The following is a 20,911-nucleotide window of genomic DNA, read 5'->3' on the forward strand; positions in this document are numbered from 1 at the left end:
GGGGGCGGGGCGGGGGGGGGGGGGGGGGGGGGGGGGGGGGGGGGGCGCCGGCGGGGGGGGGCCCCCGCCCGCCCCCCCCCCCACGACGAGGGCCGGGCTCAGGCCGGGATCACGCAGCCGAGTGGCCGTGGGCGTCGCCCGACTCGGCGATGAGCGCGGCCAGCAGAGCGATCCGCCCCGGCACGGAGGACACGTCCAGCCACTCGGCGGGGCTGTGGTCGCCTCCTCCGACGGGACCCAGCCCGTCCAGGACCGGTATCCCGGTCCCGGCGATGATGTTCGCGTCGCCGACGCCGCCGGTTGCGGCCGCGCCCACGGACAGGCCAAGCCCGGCTCCCAGGCGCAGTGCGGCCGCTGCCAGGCGCCGGACCTGGTCGGTCTCCTCCATGGGCGGGCACACGTCCGTGACGTCCACCACCGCATGGGTGCCTGGAACCGATGGCGTACGCGCGAGGTCCTCCACGGCTCGGCGGCAGTCGTCGAGGCCATGTGCGCTCGAGGACCGGATCTCGACGTGCAGTTCGGCCTGGGCGGGCACGATGTTGGGGCGGGAACCGGCCCTCACCACACCGACGTTGACGCTGACGTCCGGGAACCGGCCGTTCAGGTCCTGCAGGGCGATGACCAGATGAGCCGCGGCCAGAGCGGCGTGCGAGCCACGCTCCGGCTCGATCCCGGCGTGCGCGGCGCGCCCGGTGACGGTCATCTTCAGATCGGCCACGCCCTTGCGGGCGACGACCAGGTCGCCGTTCTCCCGGGCGCACTCCAGGGCGAGCGCGCAGTCGACCCCGGCCGCCGTGGCCTCGGTCACCGGCCGGCTGACGGGCGAGCCGATCTCCTCGTCCGGCGTGGCCAGCAGGACGAGTTCGGCGTACTGGTCCCAGCCGAGCGCGTCGAGCGTCTCGATCGCGTGGATCCCGGCGAGGAGCCCGCCCTTGTCGTCGCTGACCCCGGGACCGTGGGCGCGGTCGCCCACCACGGTGAAGGGCCGCAGCAGCGCGGTCCCGTCGTCGAAGACGGTGTCCATGTGGCCGGCCAGCAGGATGCGGCGGCCACCGTCCGCTGCGGCGAGGGCACCGGCGCGGCGGGCCACGAGGATGTCTCCGGACCGCTGTCCGGTCGGCAGCGTTCCTCCTGACAGCCGCTCGACGGCGAATCCGAGCCGGCGCAGGCGGCCCTCGACCCAGTCCGCGACCTGGTTGATCCCGTCGGGGCTGTAGGAGCCGGAGTCCACGCGGACGAGCTGCCCCAGTTCCTCGAGGTAGCGAGGCAGCGACGCGCGGGCGTGTGCCAGCAGACCGTCCGTGGCGGGACGGCCTGCCACCGGGGCGCTCACAGGACCTTCGACAGGAAGGCGCGGGTGCGCTTGTGCTGAGGCCGGGTCAGGACATCGCGAGGGCTGCCTGCCTCCACCACGATGCCGTCGTCCATGAACACCGCGGTGTCGGCCACCTCTCGGGCGAAGCCGATCTCGTGGGTGACCACCACCATGGTCATCCCGTCCTCGGCGAGTGAACGCATGACGTCCAGGACATCGCCCACCAGCTCAGGGTCGAGGGCCGAGGTCGGCTCGTCGAACAGCATGAGACGCGGCTTCATGGCCAGCGCCCGGGCGATCGCGACGCGCTGCTGCTGGCCGCCTGACAACTGTGCGGGGTGGTGATGGGCCCGGTCGGCGAGGCCGACCCGGTCGAGGAGCTCCATGGCTTCCTCGCGCACCTGCGCCCGCTGGCGCCGTGCCACCCGCACCGGTGCCTCGGTCACGTTCTCGAGAGCGGTCAGGTGCGGAAAGAGGTTGAAGCGCTGGAACACCATGCCGATGGAACGCCGGTGCTCGGCGACCTCGCGTTCCCGCAGCTCGTGCAGGCGCCCGTCGCGTTGGCGGTAGCCGACCGGCACCCCGGACACGGTCAGCCGTCCGCCATCGATCTTCTCGAGGTGATTGATGCAGCGCAGGAACGTCGACTTTCCCGAACCCGAGGGACCCAGCAGACAGCACACCTGACCGGATGTGACCGTCAGGTCGATGCCTTTGAGCACCTCCAGACGGCCGAAGTTCTTGCGCACTCCCTCCGCGCGCACCATCGCTTCCGCCGTCGTGAGTGTCCCGCCGGGGCGGGTCTGTGGAGTGGTGGTCATGCCGGGTCCTTCACTGTCTTGGACGGGCCGGCCTGAGCGTTCGCCGCCTTGCGGGGGAGGACACCGGCGGAGAACAGGCGGGCCAGCGGGGAGGTGCCGCCGGCCGACTGGCCGCGGCCGTAGCGGCGCTCCAGCCACGCCTGAGGCAGGCTCAGCAGGCTGACCAGGGACAGGTACCAGATGCTGGCCACCACGAGCATCGGGATGACCTGGTAGTTCTGCGCGTACACGTCCTGGATGTTCGACATCAGGTCGTGGGCGGCGATCACCGAGACCAGCGCGGTCATCTTGAGCATGTTGATGGTCTCGTTGCCCATCGGCGGAATGATGACGCGCATCGCCTGCGGCAGCACGATCCGCCGCATGGTCAGCGCCGGCCGCATCCCGAGCGAATGAGCGGCCTCGGTCTGTCCCGCGTCGACGGACTGGATGCCGGCGCGTACGATCTCGCTCGCGTAGGCGGCCTCGTTCAGGCCAAGTGCGAGCAACGCCGCGACCGAGGGGGTCAGAAGGGAGTTCGTGTCCCCGCTGATGAAGGTGATGTGGGTGAACGGGATCCCGATGAGCACCTTCTTGTAGAGAGCGGCCGCGTACCCCCAGAAGATGATCTGGACGAGCAGCGGGGTACCGCGAAAGACCCAGACGAACAGGGTCGACAGCCCGTAGAGCACGGGATTGTGCGACAGGCGCAGCACGGCGAGCAGGGTCCCCAGCACCAGGCCCAGCGCCATCGCGGCGGCGGTCAGCCACAGCGTGGTGGCCAGCCCGTCGAAGATGAGACCTTCGAAGAGATAGTCGCCGACGATGTCCCAGTGCAGATTGGCGTTGCGGGCCAGCGACCCGATGAGACCGCCGACGGCCAGCAGGGCGACCAACGCCGCGATCCAGCGGCCCCAGTGCCGGACCGGCACGATGCGCGGCTCGTCAGGGGGCGGGGCATCGGCGCGGGACGTGCCCGCTGTGACGGATGCGGTGGTCATGGTCAGTCCACCGCCGCGTTCTTCGTGGCGCTCTCCAGAGCGATGGAGGCGACCCCGTACTGGGCGAATATCTTCTTCACGGTGCCGTCGTCGATCAGCGACTGGAGCGCCTTCTGCACGGCGTCGGTCAGCTGCGGCAGCTTCTTGGAGATCGCTATGCCGTTGGGGGAGGCGTTGTAACCACCCGGGGCCTCGGCATCCTCGACCAGGTCGAAGGCCTTGCCGGCGTCCGCGGTCTTCGCGGTCCAGCCGGCGGCCGGCTTGGTGAGGACCTCTGCGTCGACCTTGCCGGAGCGTAGTGCCAGTTGGGCGTCGGAGTCCTTCGGGAACGTCTGGATCTCGGCCTCCCTGCCCCCGCACTCCTGCTGATGCGCCTTGAGCAGCTTCAGCTGGTTGGTCGCGGCCTGCACGGCGGCCTTGCGGCCGCACAGATCGTCAAGGGTCGCGATCTTGTGAGGGTTGCCCTTCGCCACGAGGATCCCGGAGCCCGACTGCGAGTAGTCGACGAAGTCGACGACCTGCTGGCGCTCCTTGTTGTCGGTGATCGCCGACATCGCCGCGTCGAACTTGCCGGCCTGGATCGCCGGTACGATGCCGTCGAACTTCTGCGGGGTGAAGGCGAACCTCACTCCCAGCCGCGCCCCGAGCGCTTGGCCCAAGTCGTAGTCCAGGCCGGTCAGTTCGCTGTCTCCCTCCTTCGCGAACATCTCGAACGGCGCGTAGGGCACGTCGGTCGCCACGCGGACCGTGCCGGACTTCTTGACGGTGTCCGGCAGCGCCGCGTGCAGCTCCGCGCTCCTCTTGACCGTGACCCCGGCGATCTTCAGGGATGCGGGGGCTTTCGAACCGGGGGTCTCCGAGGCGCCGTCACAGGCGCTGAGGAGACAGACGAGCACAGTGCTCGTGGCAACCAGGACAAGGTGGCGTGATGCGGGTCTGGGAGTCACGAAGGGTTCCTCACGCTTGCGGCGGAGCAGATGGAGTGTTCGACCAGGGAAGTTACATCCAATGAGCTTTGATGGATAGATGTATCGCCCGTTACGTTCAGGTAACGAGGTACGGCAGCGCGAGCGCATGCCAGCAAATTGAGCTAACTACCGCAAAACGGGACTCCCTCCAATGAGTTTCGGGAGAACTAGGGATTACATGTGGCGCTTCATGTGCGCTGCTTGTATGTTCCGAATCCGCCTCAAGGTGTGGTCGGCGTACCCACGCCGGGCCATGAGGCGTGAGCGGAAGGAGCCTTCGTGAAACCCTTCTCCCTCACCCGTGGCAGGCTGCGCCCGGCGCTGCTCGCCTCGGCTCTCGCTCTGGCCGTCGCCGGGCTCGCCGCACCGCCCGCCGCTGCTCGTGCCGACCGGAGCCGCCTGGGCAGCTCCAGTGACGTCAGCCGCAGCACGTGGTCCGGCCCGGCCTTCACCATGAACGGTGACGGCGGCGTCGTGGCGGCGTCGATGGGGCGGGCGATCGACACCATCCGCGGCACGACCGGCAGCCTCGATGTCGTGGTCCTGGCGGGCTCGGCCCCCTCATCCGGCAGCGCCACGCCCGAGTGCGACGCCGTGATGCGGCTCGCGGGCGTCAACTCCTGTACGACCTGGACCCTCACCGCCGCATCCGACGGCGACAACGCTCAGGTCAACCAGGACATCCGCAACGCCGAATTCGTCTACTTCGCCGGCGGCGACCAGTGCCGCTACGCGGCGTGGAAGGGCACCGCTCTCCAGGCCTCGGTCAAAGCCGTCGTCGTCAAGGGTGGTGGAGCCGGCGGCGGCAGCGCGGGCACCCACATCAACAGCTCCGTCGTGTACGACGCCTGCAAGGGCAGCATCACCAGCAGCGAGGCGCTCGCCGATCCCTACGACTCGTACGCCACCTTCACCACCGGGATGTTCTCCTGGCCCCACTACGCCGACACGATCAACGACTCCCACTTCGTCGCTCGCGACCGGATGGGCCGTCTGATGTCCTTCACCGCACGTGCGGTCAAGGACGGCCTGACGACAGGGGGCAAGGCGTGGGGCGTCGGAGTGGACGAAGGCGGCGGATCCCTCTACCTCGACCCACAAGGCAAGGCCACCCTCTACGGAGCCGATGCCTATGTCGTCCTCGCCGACCACCAGCCGGAGAAGGCCGTAGCCGGACAGCCCCTCACCTACAAGGGTTTCAAGATCTGGCACCTCGAGCCCGGCGCCACCTTCGACTTCGCCCAACGCCCCAACTGCGGCTACTACCAGCGCAGCGTCCCTGACGGACGAGCGGACGCCGCACTCTACGACGGAACACCGTCCGCCTGCTGAGCGTCGCACATCCGGGAGTGGGCACCCACCGCGGGGGCCCGCTCCCCAGATGCGTATCGACGCCGACGACTCTCCCCAAGAGGCCGATCGACGGCTGTCATCCGCACGTCATGCCGGGAAAGGCAGGAGCGCGACCGGCGCGGAGGCCGGCTCCTCGGATCCGCCGGCCGGCTCCACCGTGATCCCGAGCGCCGACACGGTGGAACTCGCCCTGGGGCCCGCCGGGGGCGGCTCCGGGACGGCGACGCGGGCCGGCGTCACGCCGCCGTAGGCGGGTGCCGGACGTCGAGGGTGACGAGGCGGTCGTATCCGTACCGCTCATAGAGGGCGTCCCCGATAAGCGCCAGCTCGGGCGGCGGCCCGCCGAAGCCGCCACGGGGCTCGGTCCTCCAACGGACGCGGCCGCTGGCCCGCTCGAGTGAGAGGACGCTCCCGCCGGGTGCGGCGAAGTACAGCGGCGCGTCCGGCCCCGCGGGGATCAGGGGCTCGGTGAGGTCAGCCAGCAACGTGGCACGTCTCCACAGTCCGCGGCCCGTCGCGGCGTCGATCGCGGAGACGTCGCCGTTCGGACTCACGCAGTACAGGACCGTGGCGGTCATACCGGTGCAGTGCTGGTTGTTGTCGAGGGCCAACGGCACCTCGCGCACTTTTCGGGTACGGATGTCCACGTGCAACAGGGCGGTGACGTCCAGGGTCTTGTCGTCCGACTTCAGCAGGACGAGTCGATCCCCCTGCGCCCTCATCAGCTCAAGTGCGTGCGGTTCGTCGATGATCCCGGTGGGCCGCCCCGTGCCGGCGGACAGAGCGAAGATCGCGGTCCTGTTCGGGCCGCCTGCGCTGGTCCCGCCGGGATCGCACACCGCGTAGGGACGGTGGTCCAGAACGTAAGGTGCGCAGGACAAGGTCCGGCTCACTCTGCGCGTCCACTGGGTCCTGCCGGTGCGGGTGTCCACCGCCACGAAGGTCTGCTCGTCCCAGCTCTGCCCCAGCAGCAGGTCGGACGTCCCACTGTGGAAGATGCCGCCTTGTCCCGCGGAGCCGATGTCCGCGGACCACCGCTGCCTGCCGTCCTCGACGCCGTAACCCCGCAGCCGCTCGCCGTCGCTCGTCCCCGACACGGTCACCACGGTGTCCTGGCGTGAGACGCCGATCAGGGCGTCCACAACCTCCTTCTGCGGACGCTGCCACACCGTGCGGCCCGTGCCGGGATCGATCCGGCTGACCGCGATGCCGTTCCCGCCGCAGTAGAGACGTCCGGCAGACGTCAGACAGGTGTGCTGCTGCACCTGCCCCCCTCTGCTCAGGACGAACCCGGAGTGGTCGGCTGGGAGTCGGCGATCCCACGCCTTCCAGCCCTTGGGCAGCAGCGAGGCCGGCGACGACGGCGTGTGGCTTCCGAGCGTGTCCGCGGTCCGCGGGTGACGCGGTGAGAGCGGCCCGGAAGCCAGGACGGCGCCGACGGCCGCCGCTGCCAGGACGGTCCCCGCGGCAGTGGCGACCCATACTGCCTTGCGCAGACGCCTGCGGCCGGTAACCGGGGCCGGAGTGCCCGGGGCGAGACCGTAGCCGTCCGCGGGCAGGATGCGAAAGCGCTCGAGCAGCTCCGCGACGGGCGGGCGCCTGGTGTGGTCCTTCGCCAGGCACTGCTCGACGATCCGCCGGAGATCCGGGGCCAGGCCGCCGAGGGCCGGTGACTCGTGAACCACCCGGTAGGCCGTCACGTACGCGTTCTCGGCCTCGAACGGGCTTTTCCCCGACACCGCGTACACCAGTACCGCTGCCAGAGCGAAGACATCCGTGTGGGGCCCGACCTCTTGCGGAGCGACGAACTGCTCGGGCGACATGTAGGGCGGTGTTCCCATCAAGCGGCCCGTCGTCGTCAGGGTCCTGCGGTCAGCGGCGCGGGAGATGCCGAAGTCGATGACGCGCGGCCCGTCGTCACCGAGCACGACGTTCGACGGCTTGAGGTCGCGATGGACCACGCCGGCGCGGTGGATGTCGCGCAGTGCCTCGGCCAGCCCGACGGCCAGACTGCGTAACTCCTGCCCCTGCAACGGTCCCCGTTCGGCGACTCGGTGCTGGAGGGTCGCGCCCGGGATGTAGCTGGTCGCCATCCAGGGGCGGGGTCCGTCGGGGTCGGCGTCGACGACCGCGGCCGTGAAGGCGCCACTGACTCGGCGGGCCGCCTCCACCTCTTGACGGAAGCGGGCCCGGAAGTCCGGATCGTCCGCGTACTGCTGGTGCACCACCTTCAGAGCCACTCGGCGGCCGGCGTCCGAGAGCGCGTCGTACACCACGCCCATACCGCCGGCCCCCAAGCGCCCCCTGATCCGGTAGTTCCCCATCCGCTCCGGATCAGCCGGCCCGAGCGCCACGCCGCTCCTCCCCCTCCCGTACGGCACTGACGGCGTACAGGCTAGAGCCTGCGGATCACCGCGGCAGGCGTTCAGCGCCGAGCACCGGCGACTTCGAGTCGTTCCGTCCCATCGCGAAACAGCGGTAGGACGGCCGGGACGGCGGCGGCGAGCAGCGTGGTCCTGCCGCCTGCGGGGCCGTCGTGTGGGCAGGAGTCTCCGCACGGCCGCGGCCGGCAGCCGTTGTCAGGTGGTGTCGAGGGCGGCAGCGCGGAGGGCGGCCGCCACCCGGGCGACCGGCTGCGCGGACGGGCGGTCGAGGCGGGCCAGGAGCAACCGCCGTTGTTCCTGAGGTCCGCCGCGCACAGGCAGGATGCGGACGCCGTCGGGTGCGGCCGGGGTGAGCGCGGCCGACACGGTGGTCAGCCCCAGACCCGCGGCGACGAGGTGGAGTTTGGCGAGCCAGTCGCGTGCGGTGTGTGCGATCTCGGATCGTTCGTCCAGGCCTGGCCATACGCCCATGAGGCGGTCCTCGCCGGAGGAGGGGCCCGCGATCCAGCGCTGTCCGCGGAGATCGGCCACATCGACGAAGTCGCCGCGGGCGAGCGGATGGGAGGCCGGTACCGCCAGGCGCAAGGAGCGTTCGGCGAGTGTCTCCACCACGAGCGGGGGCGTCTCGGTGTCCGGCGAGCGGAAGGGGGGCGCGGAGCCGAGCAGAACCAGGTCCAGGCTGCCGGCGCGCAGGGCGCGTACGAGGACGGGGGTGGTGCCCTCACGGCTGACCACGCGCAGACCCGGGTCGGTGCGGCTGAGTTCGGTGAGGGCCCGGGGAAGGAGGACGGCTCCCGCGCTGGGAATCCATCCCAGGCGGACGGTACCGGCCGCTGGGGGCAGGCCGGACAGTTCCCTGGCGGTCGCTTCGATCTCGTGGAGCACGACCGTGGCGTGCCGAAGCACGGTGAGGCCGGCCGCGGTCAGCCGTACTCCTTCGCGCCGGCGCTGCAGCAGCTGCGTGCCCGCGGCGCGTTCGATCGTTGCCACCTGCCGGGACACGGCGGACTGGGTGTAGCCCAAAGAGGCGGCGGCCGCGGTGAAGGTCCCGTGTTCGGCGACGGCGCGGAAGACACGCAGCGCGGTGAGGGAGACGTCCTCGAAGTTCATGACGATTACGCATAGCAGATGTGCCGAACTTTTGTTGGACGCATGGGGTGCGGCGTTCTTAGCGTGGCAGGCATGAACGCCTCTCGCATTGCTCTTGTCACCGGCGCCAACCAGGGGCTGGGCCGTGCCCTGGTCGAGGGACTGGCGGCCCGTATGGATGAGGACGATCTTGTCCTGCTCACCGGCCGCAGTCGCCGGCGGGTGGCGGAGGCCGCCCGCGAGGTCGGCAGGTTGCCCAGCACTCGTGCCCGCGTCGAGGGTCACGTCCTGGACGTCACCGACACCGATGCCATCGCCCGTCTCGCCGGGGAGCTCCAGGCCCGGCACGGCGGGGTCGACGTCGTCGTGTCCAACGCGGTCGCCCGGTTGCTGCCCGAGGAGTCCCAGGCCGAGCGGGCCGATGAGTTCATCGACGTCTCCAACACCGCCACCCACGCGGTGCTGCGTGCTTTCGGCCCCGTCCTGCGTCCGGGCGGCCGGCTCCTGGTGGTGGCCAGCAGCCTCGGCACGCTGGGCCATCTCGATACCCGGCTGCACCACCTCTTCGACGGTGTGAGTCTCGACCAGGTCGAGTACGCCGTGGAGTCCTGGCGCGGCGCCGTCCACAGCGGGACGGCGCAGGAGGCGGGCTGGCCCCTGTGGCTGAACGTGCCGTCCAAGGTCGCTCAGGTCGCCGCCGTCCGCGCCGTCGCCGCCGAGCGCCGTGCACGCGACCTCGCCGACGGCATCCTGATCGCGGCCGTGTGTCCGGGCATGGTCGACACCGCCACCTCACGGCCCTGGTTCAGTGACCACAGCCGGGCCCAGACACCTGCTCGGGCCGCCGAAGCCGTGCTCGACCTGGTCTTCGCGGAGCACGTGGATCCCGCCCTGTACGGCGAACTGGTCCGGTTCGGCACGGTCCTGCCCTGGTACGACGGCACACCCCTGGTGCAACAGGACCGGATGCTCACCCCCTGACCCCCACCCCCTCGCCCCCCGGACCACGCCGAGTCGTCGCGCCGGCCTGAGGACACGGCCGGCTCGAAGGCAGGGCCTGCAACACAGCACATCAAGGAGTTCGCCCATGAGTCTCATCACCACCCCCTTCGGTTTCTCCAGCACCACGGACGAAGTGACGCGGGGCGTCGACCTCACCGGCCGTCGTGCGGTGGTCACCGGTGCCTCGTCGGGGCTCGGCGCCGAGACGGCCCGCGCCCTGTCCGCCGCGGGGGCGGAAGTCACCCTCGCCGTGCGAGACGTCGCCTCCGGCGAACGCGTCGCCAAGGACATCTCCGCCTCCACCGGACGTCACGAGGTGCACGTGGAGCACCTGGACCTGTCCGAACCCGCCTCCGTCACCGCCTTCACCGCCGCCTGGCGCGGCCCGCTGAACATCCTGGTGAACAACGCGGGTGTCATGGCCTGCCCCGAGCGGTACACCGGGCAAGGCTGGGAGTGGCAGTTCGCCACCAACCACCTGGGGCACTTCGCCCTCACCACCGGCCTGCACCGGGCGCTGGCCGCCGCCGGCAACGCGCGTGTCGTCACGGTGAGCTCCTCGGGTCACCAGCGCTCCCCGATCGTGTGGGACGACGTGAACTTCGCCTTCCGCCCTTACGATCCGTGGCTCGCCTACGGCCAGTCCAAGACCGCGAACGTCCTCTTCGCGGTCGAAGCGACCCGCCGCTGGGCCGCGGACAACATCACCGTCAACGCGTGCATGCCCGGAGCCATCCACACGAACCTGCAACGGCACACCTCCGGCCGCGGCAGCGGGCTGGTCCCCGATCATCTGATCAAGACGGTCGAGCAGGGAGCGGCGACCTCCGTCCTGCTCGCCGCCTCACCGCTCCTCGACGGCGTGGGCGGCCGCTACTTCGTCGACTGCAACGAGAGCGACGTCGTCGACCGCCGCACCGGCACCTTGCACGGCGTCGCCCGCTACGCCGTCGACCCGGACAACGCCGAGCGCCTGTGGACCTTGTCGCGGGAGCTCCTCGCACAGGCCCGCTGAGCACCTCTGCCGCCCACGACCGCCTGCCACCGTCAGCACGCGGTTGGCACCCGGTCTCCGGCCTGTACTCGACTGATCTCCGACCGGCCTCAGTGCTGCGGCTGTGCGCGCAGCCCGACGAGCACGCTGACGTATCCGAGAGCGCGGGCCCCCGACCCGGCCCGGTGGCGGCCTCTCACCGACCACCTGGCCACGCTGTGCTCGACTCGAAGCAGGAAGCACGGCCTGGGCGAGGCGCTCAGCCCCAGCGCGCACCAGGCGATGAGCGAACAGAGCCACGCCCCGGCCGTCACCGCCGTCACCGAGCTCCTCGACGCCGGCAAGAAGGACGGAAACAGCACCACCGGCGGACTGCGACCAGCAGCGCCGCAAGACCGACCGGCAGACTCCACAGCCCCGCGGTATCCCCCGGATCGGCTTTATCGAGCAGTAGCGACGTCGCTTGTCGATGAGTTCGGGAGGCACCCTGTTCCAGCGCAAGAAGCTGCCGCCGCGACGATGACCGACGTCCTGACGCGGGTACACCCATCGCGGCCGACAGGAACCGTCCGCGGCGCAGCCAGCGATCAGCGGAACGGTGTGGCGAGTCCTGGCGCATGGAAAGATCAGGTGCCGTCCTGCCGTGCGATGTCCCGGGCCGTCCGGGCGGCTTTCTCCTCCGTGTCGGCGAGAGCCCCCTCACTCATGCCGAACAGGCCCTGACGAAGGAACACGGCAAGCCCGTGGGCGGCGCCGGCCACCCGGAGCAGCAAGTCGAACGCGTCGTCCTCGTCGGAAGCCAGGCGGCAGGACACGGGGAGAAGGAGGCGGGCCAGCTCGTCGCCGGCCGAGGCCAGTTCGTCGAACCGGGACTTGTCCAGGCCCGCGTGGAACGTGACATCGAACAGTGCCGGCTCCTCGGCGGCGAAGCGGACGTAGGCGGACGCGAAGGCCGCGAGCTGCTCCACCGGGTCCTCGCTGCTGCCCAGGGCTACGGCGAAGCGGGCCCGTTGCTCGCGATAGCCCTGCGTGGCGAGTTCCGCCAGCAGCGTTTCACGGTCGGCGAAGTGCTTGTACGGCGCCGCGACGCTCACCTCTGCGCGGCGGCTGGCCTCGGCCAGGGTGAAGCCGTGCGGTCCTCGCTCGGCGACCAACTCCAGGGCTGCTCGCAGCAGGGTGTTGCGCAGGTCCCCGTGGTGGCGGCCGGTCGGGCGCCGCTTGACAGGAGGGCTCATGCACCTAAGGTTAACAGGACTTACCAGGTAAGTACTGTTAACCATGGGAGTTGCCATGATCGCTGCCCGTTTCCACCACGTCAGCCTCTCGGTCGCCGACCTCGCCGCTCAGGAAGCCTGGTACGGCGACGCCTTCGGCCTCACCGAGGTGGAGGAACGCATCGAGATGCCGGACGCGGGAGTCCGCACCGCCGTACTGAGCGACGCGGCCGGCCTGCGCGTGGAGTTCGTCGAACGTTCCGGTTCGAGCCCCGTCACGCACGCCGATCCGTTCGCGGCCACCTCCGCGCAGACCTTCACGCACCTCGCGCTGCGCGTCGCGGATCTGGACGCGGCGTTCGCGAGCCTGACCGCCGAACGCGGTGCGGGAGCGGTTTCACCGCCCGCGCCCGGCGCGACCGAAGGCATGCGGTACGCGTACGTCACCGACCCGGAAGGCAACCTCCTCGAGCTGATCGAAACGGCACAGGACTGACCGGCGTCACGAGGCGCCAGGCGTGCACGGTCTACGTAATCCCGTAACGTGCGACCGCCCTGGAGTTCAGGGGCCTGAGACAGGGACCGTGACGTCTCGCAGTCGCGTGGTTGTCCCGCATGCCATCGGCGGCGATCTGCCGCACCTCCGGAGCGCCAGCGTGAAGGCACCCTCCGTGGGTGCTGGCCGCGTCTACCCTTTCTGCATCCAGGGCCCGGCCTGGCTGGACGGTGTGCCCACCTGCCCCTGAACAATCCCCCACACCACCACCCGGGCTCCCCTCACGCGCCGCCTCCGCCGACGAGTGAGGGGAGCCGACCAGCACACGGGCCGGGCGTAATTCCGTTGATGAATCGGCGAATTGAACAGTTTGCGGAATTGTGGTCCCGGATCGATCCCGAATGAGTCCTCAATTAATCCCGCAGGAAGCGGGTTTGACTCGATAGCTCACCCTATTTAACATGTCCCCATGAATACGGGTCGCTGGAATCCGAATATTCACTACTATCCGTCGGTTCTCGGCTTCGTCCCCGCGAACTGCCGTGAGGCGCTCGACGTGGGATGCGGTGACGGCACCCTTGCACGGCTGCTCGCTGCGAGGGCCTGGCGGGTCACCGGGATCGATCTTTCCGCGGAGATGATCGAGTCGGCCCGAGAGCAGAGCGAGGAGGTCGAGAACGCCCGGTTCATGGAGGCGGACTTCTTCGAAGCCAGTGGCGGTGAGCTTCCGCTCGGCCACTACGACCTGATCACCATGGTGGCCGTCGCTCACCACCTCGGCACCGAACGCGCGTTGGCGCGGTCGGCCGAGTTGTTGGCCCCCGGCGGCAGACTGGTCGTCATCGGCATCGCCGGCCCCGGTTCCGTCGTCGACCTGCTGCACCTGGCCGCGGCGGTGCCCTCGGTGAAACTGCTGAGCCGTCGCAGGGGAGGCAGCAGCGCACCGGAGAAGATGCCCGTGGCGGACCCGGACACCACGTTCGCCGAAGCACGCAAGACCGCCCACCGTGTCCTGCCGGACAGCAGGTTCCGACGCCGCCTGCTGTGGCGTTACACCTTGCTGTGGGAGAAGCCCCGCGACGCCGGGCGCTGAACCCGCGCGCTGGGTCCTGCCCCTGTTCCACCGCCGGTCTCGCGCCAGAGTCCCGGGCGTTGACTTCGTGTATCCGCTGCCGGGTACGGCGTGACCCGGCCGGGGGTTCCCGTGCGGACGGTGTGGTGCGTTGGCTGGCTGTGGCGAAGGGATCGGGATCGCCTGAACCGGCCTGTCCGCGTGAGGCGTTGACGCTGACGGGTGAGTTGTGGCCCTGACTGGGGGAGCTGGGCGGGAACGTGAGGGCCTTGCGCCGCTGGATGACCGAGCCCGCAAATGCGTGCGGGCCGGGTCCTTGACCTTGCCCGCCCTGGCTGCGCCCGGGGTGGATCCCTGCCGCCTATGACCGGGCGTCGGCCGAGCTGGCGTTACCGGGCACGGTCGACAAGGCCGGCCGGGCGACCAGGGTGGGCGGAGTTCATTTCTTCTCTCTATGGGGAAGTTGGCCTTGCGGCTCCAGTTGATGAGAGAGACATCGCCCCCACGCTCTGCCCCACCCCACCGGCGATCATCAACACCGACGGCGCCACACGGGGGTCGGTCCTCGCCCAGGTCGCCGGCGTGCTCGAGGACGCAGGCTTCGACCACACCGCCCGGGCGCTCACGTCCGCCGCCGCTCCCACAGCCCGGCCGCCGCTGGACGCACAGTTCGCCGACGCCTGCACCCAGCTCGGCGGGCTGGAGGCCTTCGGTCATCCATTCACCCCCGCCGTCGCCCACCGCGGCGGCTGCCAGCTCGGCACCCTGCACGCCGACCCCGTCGGCCACACCCGGCTGTGGAACCCGCTCACGGACGCCCCGCCGGTGCGGGAGGCCGCCTGATGAACAGCAACACACCCTGCGTCGTCGGCATCAACCTCGGCCACGACGGCGGCGCCGCCCTCATCACCGACACCGTGATGGTCGTGATAGGCGAGGAACGCCTCAACCGCACCTGCTACAGCCCCGGCTGGGAAGCCTCCCTGCTGTACTGCCTGCGCGCCGCCGGCCTCACCCTCGCCGACGTCGACCTGGTCGCGGCAGCGGCATCGGCCACACCCCGCCCACCCGGACTGAGACCGGCCTGACCCACCTCGGCATCGACCCGGCCCGAATCCTCCCGGTCGACCACCACCTCAGCCACGCCTACACCGCCTACTGCCTCAGCCCATACCAGGAAGCGACCGTCCTGGTCGTCGACGGCGGCGGCAACAACAACGACACCGAGACCTACTACCGGGCCACCCCCGCCGGCATCGAACGCGTCGGCGGCACCCCGCCGACCCGGCCGCGCTCCGGCGGGATCGGCGCCACCTACGAGGCCTTCACAAACTGGCTGGGCTGGCACGAGCAGGAGGCCGGCAAGACCATGGCCCTCGCCTCGTACGGCGATGCCACCCACTACCTCACCCCGCTGTTCGACGTCGTCGACACCCAGGTCCACGGACGACTCACCGCACCCACGCGCCCGGCGTCGCCGACCTCGCGACGCGCACCGGCTTCGACTTCGGCCCATACGGCAGCCGCGGCGAGCACGAGCTCGGCATCAACGCCGCCGCCTACGTCCAAAGCCAGACCGAGCAGTGTCCTGGTGTCAGCAGGATGGCGAGGGGCCGGCATCGTCCGTCGGGGGCGAGGTGGATTTTGGTGGTGAAGCCGCCACGGGAGCGTCCCAGGCACTCGATGATCTGACCACCTCCTCTAGGCAGACGACCAGTTTCCAAAGCACCGGATCGACCTGGTTCGTCCCCCGGCCGACCCCCCCTTTTGAGTAACCACGGCCGCCGGAGCCTTCCTCGCGCCAGCGGCATGCTGATGGGCGCGCACCGCAGTCGAGTCCACCGACACCTCCCAGTCCATCCGGCCCGCGGCGTCCTCGGCGGCCTGGACCTTCGACAGCAGCATCTGCCACGTCCCGTCCGCCGACCAGCGACGATGCCGCTTGTAGACCGTCTCCCATGGCCCGAACCGTTCCGGTAGATCCCGCCACTGCACCCCCGCCCGCCCGATACAGCACTCCGTTGATCAGCCACCGGTGATCACTCCAGCGGCCCCCACGGGCACCACCACGAGGTAAGAACGACTCCAACCGCTCCCACTCCGCATTGGTCAGATGTCCACGTCCCATGAAGCCAGCCTGGCCCCAACAACCCACTCACGTAGGGAGATCCGAGAAACAGTCCCTACTAGGCCGGCGGCGTCAACCAGGAGGGACCGAGCGTGGTCGTCATGGGAAACGGTCATGGCCGGATCAACGAACGCGGGCTCTGCCAGTTCCTCATGTCCTCATATCGCCATCACCCAAGCACGGGCAGCCGCCCAGGACGGCAAGGAAGGCTTGACGGCGTTCGAGAGCGCGGCAGGTCGGGTGAAGGCGTAGCGGCCGAGGATCTCCTTGTCCGGACATCTTCGGGTGACGCTGAAATCGGCACCGCAGCGGTGGTGGTGCTGGTCTCGTGTGGCTGTCCGAGCGCAGGCTCGGAAAGACCGGGGTGGCAAGTGTCATGCCTGGACTGTGGGACGGACGTTGATCTCGCCGATCTCGACGTCGCCGGGCTGCTCGAGGGCGAAGGCCACCGCGCGGGCGACCGCGGCGGGCGGGATGCCCGCAGCGTCCATGTGCTTGCGTGTCTGCTCGCGGATACGCGGGTCTGTCATGGAGTCGGCGAGATCGGTGCGGACGTATCCCGGCGAGATGGCTGTCGTGCGCACCACCCCGTCGGTGGACTCACTGCGCAGCCCCTCGTGGACGGTGCGGACCGCGTTCTTGGTCGCCGCGTAGACAGCCATCGTGGGGGACGCGCCGTACAGGCCGGCCACCGAGACGATGCTCACCAGGTGGCCCGCCCCTTGCTCGCGGAAGACGGGCAGCGCGGCGGCGACGCCGTTGAGCATGCCGCGAAGGTTGACATCGATCATGGCCGACCAGCCTTCGGTGTCGAGGTCGGCCAGCGGGCTGATCGGGGCGATGCCGGCGTTGTTCACCAGCACATCGATACGCCCGTACTGGTCGATGGTGGTGGAGACCAAGCGCCGCAGGTCTTCGGCCTTGGTGACGTCGACGACGCACGTGGCAGCACGGCCCCCCTCCTCCCGGATGTCCTGCGCTATGGCGTCGATACGCTCGCTCCGGCGGGCTGCGAGGACGACCGCGGCGCCGCGCCGGGCGAGCAGACGGGCCGTGGCTTCCCCGATGCCGCCACTCGCTCCGGTGATGGCGACGATCTTGTCGTGAAGAGAGAGCACTGCTGCCTCCAACTAAAGTGGACACGTGTCCGGCGTGCGATTCACCTTACCGGACACGTGTCCACTTGCAATGCCCGAGCATCAGGAGATGCCTATGAGCGCGCCAGCACGCCGTCCGGATGCGGCGCGGAACCGGACCCGCATCGTGGAGGCCGCCCGCGCAGCCCTCGCCGAGTCCCCCCACGTCCACCTCAAGGAGATCGCCAAACGTGCCGGTGTAGGACAGGGAACGCTCTACCGGAACTTCCCCAACCGCGAAGCGCTCCTCGCCGAGGTCTACCGGCGCGACGTCGAAGAACTCGTCACCGCCGCCCCCGCTCTGCTGGCAGAACACAGGCCCGTGGAAGCCCTGCGTCACTGGCTCGACCGAGTGATCGACTACGCCGAGATCAAACGCGGCGTCCTGGCAGCGCTCGAGCCGACGGCGTGGCAGGACCTCGTCGCCCACAGCCACAACCCCATCGAAGGCGCCCTCGCCCACCTGTTGGATGCCGGGAAAAGGGCCGGTTCCATCCGCACGGACGTGGACGCCCACGGGGTCCTCCTGCTCATCGCCTACCTCAGCCGCCTGGAACGGAATGAATGGAAAACCACGGCACGGCCACTGATGAACGTCATCCTCGACGGCCTTCGGCGACAGGACGCCGACCGGGCGCGGTAGCCGCGCAGGCCCAGCTGCACGGCGAGCGCCCGCGCAGCAGCGTCGTCAGCTCCAGCGCGCACCCGCACAGCGTGCACAGCTGCGTCTCCGGGTTCTCCGCGACGTCCAAGGCCCGCTGCACATCGAGCAGCGGCGCCTCCTCGGGTGCCTCTGGCTTCCTCACCTGGGACCGCTGTGTGTTCGGGACCTGCCCGGCCAGGCGAGGCCCGCGCCCGCTGGCTGAGCGCCTGGGACGCTGGGGTCCGCAGGACCGTTAAGTGCCAGGGCTGTCTGCGACCGTCCATCCCCGGCGCTCGATCTCGGTGGCCAGAGCGGGCACTCATGCCGTATGGATGCCTGGCAAAAATGGCCACCGGGTCGCAGACGCACAAGCGGCGCCGCGGTTTCAGCCGTCTGAGCAGTACGGACCGTCGGGCGCCTTCGGGAAGTCCGAGCGTCCGTCCAGCCACCCGCAGAGCCGTTCGGCCAGTGTGAGGTCTTCAGGGAACCACTCTTCACGGATTCAGCCCCGGCCAGCGGCCACGCCGGCCGGGGCTGTTGCCTGCCTGGGGCGAGGGCCCGAATCCCTGCCCCGGCGGCGCCGCCCGGCCCGCCGGGCGGGAAGCCCGGCGAGAAATCCGGACGCCGTGCCCCGCCGGGCGGAATGTCCTGTGCTGTTCGCCCCGGGTGCCGCTGAAGACGTACATGTTCCGTCCCGGCTACATGCAGCCCCAAAACGGAGCTGTCGCACCCCTGTGTACCGGGCCCTGGGCCGTGCGGGCGCCGTCCTCTACCCGCTGGTGAGGCGGATCGTCCCGGGCCACGTCACTGCGGCGGAAGTCATCGGGTGCGCCATGATCGGCCTCGGCCGCGATGACCTGGAATGTCCCGCCGTTGTGCGTAACGACGACGGCCTGAGCGAATGCGGCGCGCCGCGCAGTTGCGACGCAGGCACCGCTGCCGGCCACCCCTGTGGCGGGCCACGGGCGGCTGCAGAGTCACGGGCTGACGAGCTTGGTCACCTTTCGCGTCGCGATGGGGTACGCACCAACCTATGTATGTCCTCGCCTGGCGGTTGCCACATGTTCACGAGTGCCAGGACGAGGGCGAGGATGCCTTCCACGGAAATCTCACCGGTCACCGTGCCGCGTTCCTGCGCGGCACGGATGGCTGAGACCTTCTCGGCCATCGCTTCTGTGACGGCCGCGCGCAGCGCGCACTCGGCGCGCTCCAGGTGGTACCCGGCCAGGAAACGGATCACATCTGGGCGCGCGTTTCCCGCATCGTGCAGAGCGCCACGTGCAAGACCTCCACGATCTCACCACGGCCCGTGGTGGAACACCCGGGGCGCGCGGCGCGATTCGCGTGCCTGCGCCGGGATTCGCCACCGCACTGAGACTTGACCCGGACACCACGACGCCACTGGCCACCGTGGGGCTCCTGCGTTGCCGATCGGGGAACGCACCAGCCATGGGCGTGGCCCCGAGACGGACTTTTCTAGGGGGCTCACGGTTGTCCAGTATCGGCGCGTGGGCACCAGACGACAATCGCCGGACAACGGGCAACGCGGTGGCACGACGGACCCCGGCACGTCGGCGAAGGTCACCGCCGTGCAGGGCTCCGTGGTGCGTATTTCCGTCACTCCCAGAGGGACGACTCCTCCAACCCGCCAAGGTTGCCGCCGGCTACATCAGCCATCTGTCTTGCCCTCCGAACATCGAGAGGCGCCTATGACTCTCAGACAGTAATTCGATAGGCCAGCTATCCGACCGGTCTCAGCGCCCGCGCGAGCGCGTCGACGGTCACCTCGACGATCGCCCGGAGTTGCTCCGGGCTCGACCCGGCCCTACCCATCACCGCGAGAGACTGGTTCACGGCCGCTATGTGTACGGCGAAGTCCTCGGCGTTCTCGTCGGACATTCCGCCGGCCTTCAGCGCGGTGCGCAGGCGCGGACGCTGCAGGCCGAACAACTCCTTGACATGCTCTGCGACGCTCGGGCTCAGCGCCGGACTCGCCATGACCGACTGGGCCATCAGGCATCCGTCGGGCACGGCGGGGTCGGCGATGCGCCCTAGGGTGACGTCGAAGAATGCACGGACGGCGGCGACAGGGTCCTCGGCCGCGCACGAGAGGGCGGCGTCGAACTTGTCGCCGTAGCGCGTGGCGTAGCGGTCCAGGCAGCGAAGGAAGAGCGCGTCCTTATCCCCGAGCGAGGAGTAGATCGAGCTGCGGTTCAGGCCGGTCGCCCGGGACAGATCGTCGAGCGAGGTGTCGGCGTAGCCGGAGCGCCAGAACTGGATCATCGCGGCGTCGAGCACCGTGTCCATGTCGAACTGTTTCTTGCCTGCCATGTGGCCCATCCTCCCATCTTGAACTGATCAGTTCAAGACGTGCTAGCGTCGAATCACGGCCCACCCGCCTCGATGGAGGATTTCCATGACCAACCCCGTCCCCGCCCTGCCCCTGCATGACCTGGCCGGATTCACGCACCGCTGGGTCGACGCCGAAGGCGTCCGCCTGCACGCCGTCGAAGGCGGTCGGCCGGACGGACCGGCCGTCGTCCTGCTCACCGGGTTCCCGCAAACGTGGTGGGCCTGGCGAAAGGTCATGCCTCCTCTCGCCGATCGGTTCCGGGTCATAGCGATCGACCGGCCGGGCCAAGGCAATTCCGAGCATCCGGAGCTCAGCTACGACACGCACACGGTCGCCGCGCACATCCAGGCCGCCGTGAACGCTCTCGGCGTGCGGGACTACTGGCTCGCCGGGCACGACATCGGCGCCTGGGTCGCCTTCTCCCTCGCCCTGAACTACGAGAGCCGACTGCACGGGGTCGCGCTGCTCGACGCCGGAATTCCCGGCATTACCATGCCGGAAGCGATCCCCCTCGACCCGACTCTGGCGTTCAAGACCTGGCACTTCGCGTTCCACGTGGTGCCCGATCTTCCGGAGATGCTGATAGCCGGCCGCGAGCGGGAGTACATCAGCTGGTTCCTGAAGACCAAGTCCCTCGCGCCCGACGCGTTCGAGGAAGCAGAGCTCGACCACTACGGCGCGGCCCTCGCCGTCGATGGCGGGCTGCGCGCCGGCCTCGCCTACTACCGCGACGCCGCCGAGTCCGCGCGCAAGAACCGCGCGGCACTCGAGCAACGGCGACTGACCGCGCCCGTCCTCGGAATCTCCAGCAGCCACGGCTCGATCACGGATATGGCGGCCTCCATCAGCCCGTGGGCCGAGAACGTGACCGGCGTCATCGTGCCCGATGCCGGTCACTACATCCCCGAGGAGCAGCCCGAGGCCGTCGCCGCCGCCCTCACCGACTTCTTCAGCGGCCGT

General features: G+C 69.8%; 20 protein-coding genes and 2 pseudogenes. 10 read left to right on the forward strand and 12 right to left on the reverse strand.

Translation table 11 applies throughout. From position 1 onward, the window contains the following. Window positions 1-109 precede the first annotated feature (109 nt). From LG395_RS40395 to LG395_RS40410, 4 genes are read right to left on the reverse strand one after another with little or no spacing between them, the layout of a single operon-like run. Window positions 110-1,324 (reverse strand): M20 family metallopeptidase, encoded by a 1,215-nt coding sequence (locus tag LG395_RS40395; protein ID WP_225814501.1) that lies wholly within the window; start codon window positions 1,322-1,324, stop codon window positions 110-112. Between the two features lie 8 nt (window positions 1,325-1,332). Then, window positions 1,333-2,085, reverse strand: a complete 753-nt coding sequence (locus LG395_RS40400; RefSeq protein WP_225814540.1) for an amino acid ABC transporter ATP-binding protein — start codon at window positions 2,083-2,085, stop codon at window positions 1,333-1,335. Between the two features lie 50 nt (window positions 2,086-2,135). Continuing rightward, on the reverse strand, window positions 2,136-3,119 hold the full coding sequence (locus LG395_RS40405; protein WP_225814503.1) for an amino acid ABC transporter permease: 984 nt from the start codon (window positions 3,117-3,119) through the stop codon (window positions 2,136-2,138). A gap of 2 nt (window positions 3,120-3,121) precedes the next feature. Next, on the reverse strand, window positions 3,122-4,015 hold the full coding sequence (locus tag LG395_RS40410; protein WP_225814505.1) for an ABC transporter substrate-binding protein: 894 nt from the start codon (window positions 4,013-4,015) through the stop codon (window positions 3,122-3,124). A 351-nt stretch (window positions 4,016-4,366) separates the two neighbouring features. Here LG395_RS40410 and LG395_RS40415 point away from each other — a divergent pair, with 351 nt between their 5' ends. Continuing rightward, window positions 4,367-5,419 carry a hypothetical protein gene (locus LG395_RS40415; RefSeq protein WP_225814507.1) on the forward strand — a complete coding sequence of 351 codons (1,053 nt, stop codon included), beginning with the start codon at window positions 4,367-4,369 and terminating at the stop codon, window positions 5,417-5,419. Between the two features lie 108 nt (window positions 5,420-5,527). Here the strand turns inward: LG395_RS40415 and LG395_RS40420 are convergent. From LG395_RS40420 to LG395_RS40430, 3 genes and pseudogenes are all read right to left on the reverse strand, one after another. After that, window positions 5,528-5,614: pseudogene (locus LG395_RS40420) on the reverse strand (anti-sigma factor); the annotation flags it as partial. 62 nt (window positions 5,615-5,676) lie between these two features. Then, window positions 5,677-7,794 (reverse strand): serine/threonine-protein kinase, encoded by a 2,118-nt coding sequence (locus LG395_RS40425; RefSeq protein ID WP_225814509.1) that lies wholly within the window; start codon window positions 7,792-7,794, stop codon window positions 5,677-5,679. 225 nt (window positions 7,795-8,019) lie between these two features. Further along, window positions 8,020-8,934 carry a LysR family transcriptional regulator gene (locus tag LG395_RS40430; RefSeq protein WP_225814512.1) on the reverse strand — a complete coding sequence of 305 codons (915 nt, stop codon included), beginning with the start codon at window positions 8,932-8,934 and terminating at the stop codon, window positions 8,020-8,022. 72 nt (window positions 8,935-9,006) lie between these two features. Here LG395_RS40430 and LG395_RS40435 point away from each other — a divergent pair, with 72 nt between their 5' ends. Together LG395_RS40435 and LG395_RS40440 are read left to right on the forward strand one after the other, a co-directional pair. Beyond that, window positions 9,007-9,894, forward strand: coding sequence for an SDR family NAD(P)-dependent oxidoreductase (locus tag LG395_RS40435; RefSeq protein ID WP_225814514.1), 888 nt, complete (start codon window positions 9,007-9,009; stop codon window positions 9,892-9,894). A gap of 106 nt (window positions 9,895-10,000) precedes the next feature. Continuing rightward, on the forward strand, window positions 10,001-10,930 hold the full coding sequence (locus LG395_RS40440) for an SDR family NAD(P)-dependent oxidoreductase (protein ID WP_225814516.1): 930 nt from the start codon (window positions 10,001-10,003) through the stop codon (window positions 10,928-10,930). A 605-nt stretch (window positions 10,931-11,535) separates the two neighbouring features. Here LG395_RS40440 and LG395_RS40445 read toward each other — a convergent pair. Continuing rightward, complete coding sequence (locus tag LG395_RS40445) at window positions 11,536-12,144, reverse strand: TetR/AcrR family transcriptional regulator (RefSeq protein WP_225814518.1); 609 nt, start codon at window positions 12,142-12,144, stop codon at window positions 11,536-11,538. A gap of 55 nt (window positions 12,145-12,199) precedes the next feature. On the opposite strand from LG395_RS40445, the gene LG395_RS40450 reads away from it, so the two are divergent. The 5 genes from LG395_RS40450 (at window position 12,200) to LG395_RS41880 (ending at window position 15,345) form a co-directional block, all read left to right on the forward strand. After that, the gene (locus LG395_RS40450) at window positions 12,200-12,619 is read left to right on the forward strand and encodes a VOC family protein (RefSeq protein WP_225814520.1); all 420 of its coding nucleotides are present in this window, start codon (window positions 12,200-12,202) and stop codon (window positions 12,617-12,619) included. 469 nt (window positions 12,620-13,088) lie between these two features. After that, window positions 13,089-13,712 carry a class I SAM-dependent methyltransferase gene (locus tag LG395_RS40455; protein ID WP_225814522.1) on the forward strand — a complete coding sequence of 208 codons (624 nt, stop codon included), beginning with the start codon at window positions 13,089-13,091 and terminating at the stop codon, window positions 13,710-13,712. A 561-nt stretch (window positions 13,713-14,273) separates the two neighbouring features. After that, window positions 14,274-14,534 (forward strand): hypothetical protein, encoded by a 261-nt coding sequence (locus LG395_RS40460; RefSeq protein WP_225814525.1) that lies wholly within the window; start codon window positions 14,274-14,276, stop codon window positions 14,532-14,534. Next, window positions 14,534-14,779 carry a hypothetical protein gene (locus LG395_RS40465; RefSeq protein ID WP_225814527.1) on the forward strand — a complete coding sequence of 82 codons (246 nt, stop codon included), beginning with the start codon at window positions 14,534-14,536 and terminating at the stop codon, window positions 14,777-14,779. Before LG395_RS40460 ends, LG395_RS40465 begins: the two co-directional genes overlap by 1 nt. Before the next feature lie 26 nt (window positions 14,780-14,805). Next, a complete protein-coding gene (locus LG395_RS41880) occupies window positions 14,806-15,345 on the forward strand; it encodes a carbamoyltransferase N-terminal domain-containing protein (RefSeq protein WP_225814542.1) in 540 nt (179 codons plus the stop codon). On the opposite strand, the pseudogene LG395_RS40475 reads toward LG395_RS41880, so the two are convergent. Next, a pseudogene (locus LG395_RS40475) lies at window positions 15,278-15,819 on the reverse strand (IS5 family transposase); the annotation flags it as partial. The gene LG395_RS41880 and the pseudogene LG395_RS40475 sit on opposite strands and share 68 nt — an antisense overlap. A gap of 374 nt (window positions 15,820-16,193) precedes the next feature. Continuing rightward, window positions 16,194-16,937 carry an SDR family oxidoreductase gene (locus tag LG395_RS40480; RefSeq protein ID WP_225814530.1) on the reverse strand — a complete coding sequence of 248 codons (744 nt, stop codon included), beginning with the start codon at window positions 16,935-16,937 and terminating at the stop codon, window positions 16,194-16,196. Window positions 16,938-17,031: 94 nt separating this feature from the next. Here LG395_RS40480 and LG395_RS40485 point away from each other — a divergent pair, with 94 nt between their 5' ends. After that, a complete protein-coding gene (locus LG395_RS40485; RefSeq protein WP_225814533.1) occupies window positions 17,032-17,598 on the forward strand; it encodes a TetR/AcrR family transcriptional regulator in 567 nt (188 codons plus the stop codon). A 997-nt stretch (window positions 17,599-18,595) separates the two neighbouring features. Here the strand turns inward: LG395_RS40485 and LG395_RS40490 are convergent. Next, window positions 18,596-18,868, reverse strand: a complete 273-nt coding sequence (locus LG395_RS40490; RefSeq protein ID WP_225814544.1) for a hypothetical protein — start codon at window positions 18,866-18,868, stop codon at window positions 18,596-18,598. 470 nt (window positions 18,869-19,338) lie between these two features. Next, window positions 19,339-19,929, reverse strand: coding sequence for a TetR/AcrR family transcriptional regulator (locus tag LG395_RS40495; RefSeq protein ID WP_225814535.1), 591 nt, complete (start codon window positions 19,927-19,929; stop codon window positions 19,339-19,341). Window positions 19,930-20,014: 85 nt separating this feature from the next. Between LG395_RS40495 and LG395_RS40500 the strand changes: the two genes are divergently transcribed. Beyond that, a partial coding sequence (locus LG395_RS40500; protein ID WP_225814538.1) for an alpha/beta fold hydrolase occupies window positions 20,015-20,911 on the forward strand: 897 nt, incomplete at its 3' end.

It is taken from the genome of Streptomyces spinosus (assembly GCF_020400655.1).
GTDB classification, from domain to species: Bacteria; Actinomycetota; Actinomycetes; order Streptomycetales; family Streptomycetaceae; genus Streptomyces; species Streptomyces argyrophylli.

Coding starts and splice junctions, on each gene's coding strand:
- LG395_RS40435 (WP_225814514.1), top strand. CDS start 9,007: ATGAACGCCTCTCGCATTGCTCTTGTCACCGGCGCCAACCAGGGGCTG.
- LG395_RS40440 (WP_225814516.1), top strand. CDS start 10,001: ATGAGTCTCATCACCACCCCCTTCGGTTTCTCCAGCACCACGGACGAA.
- LG395_RS40465 (WP_225814527.1), top strand. CDS start 14,534: ATGAACAGCAACACACCCTGCGTCGTCGGCATCAACCTCGGCCACGAC.
- LG395_RS40455 (WP_225814522.1), top strand. CDS start 13,089: ATGAATACGGGTCGCTGGAATCCGAATATTCACTACTATCCGTCGGTT.
- LG395_RS40430 (WP_225814512.1), bottom strand. CDS start 8,934: ATGAACTTCGAGGACGTCTCCCTCACCGCGCTGCGTGTCTTCCGCGCC.
- LG395_RS40485 (WP_225814533.1), top strand. CDS start 17,032: ATGAGCGCGCCAGCACGCCGTCCGGATGCGGCGCGGAACCGGACCCGC.
- LG395_RS40495 (WP_225814535.1), bottom strand. CDS start 19,929: ATGGCAGGCAAGAAACAGTTCGACATGGACACGGTGCTCGACGCCGCG.
- LG395_RS40405 (WP_225814503.1), bottom strand. CDS start 3,119: ATGACCACCGCATCCGTCACAGCGGGCACGTCCCGCGCCGATGCCCCG.
- LG395_RS40445 (WP_225814518.1), bottom strand. CDS start 12,144: ATGAGCCCTCCTGTCAAGCGGCGCCCGACCGGCCGCCACCACGGGGAC.
- LG395_RS40400 (WP_225814540.1), bottom strand. CDS start 2,085: ATGGTGCGCGCGGAGGGAGTGCGCAAGAACTTCGGCCGTCTGGAGGTG.
- LG395_RS40450 (WP_225814520.1), top strand. CDS start 12,200: ATGATCGCTGCCCGTTTCCACCACGTCAGCCTCTCGGTCGCCGACCTC.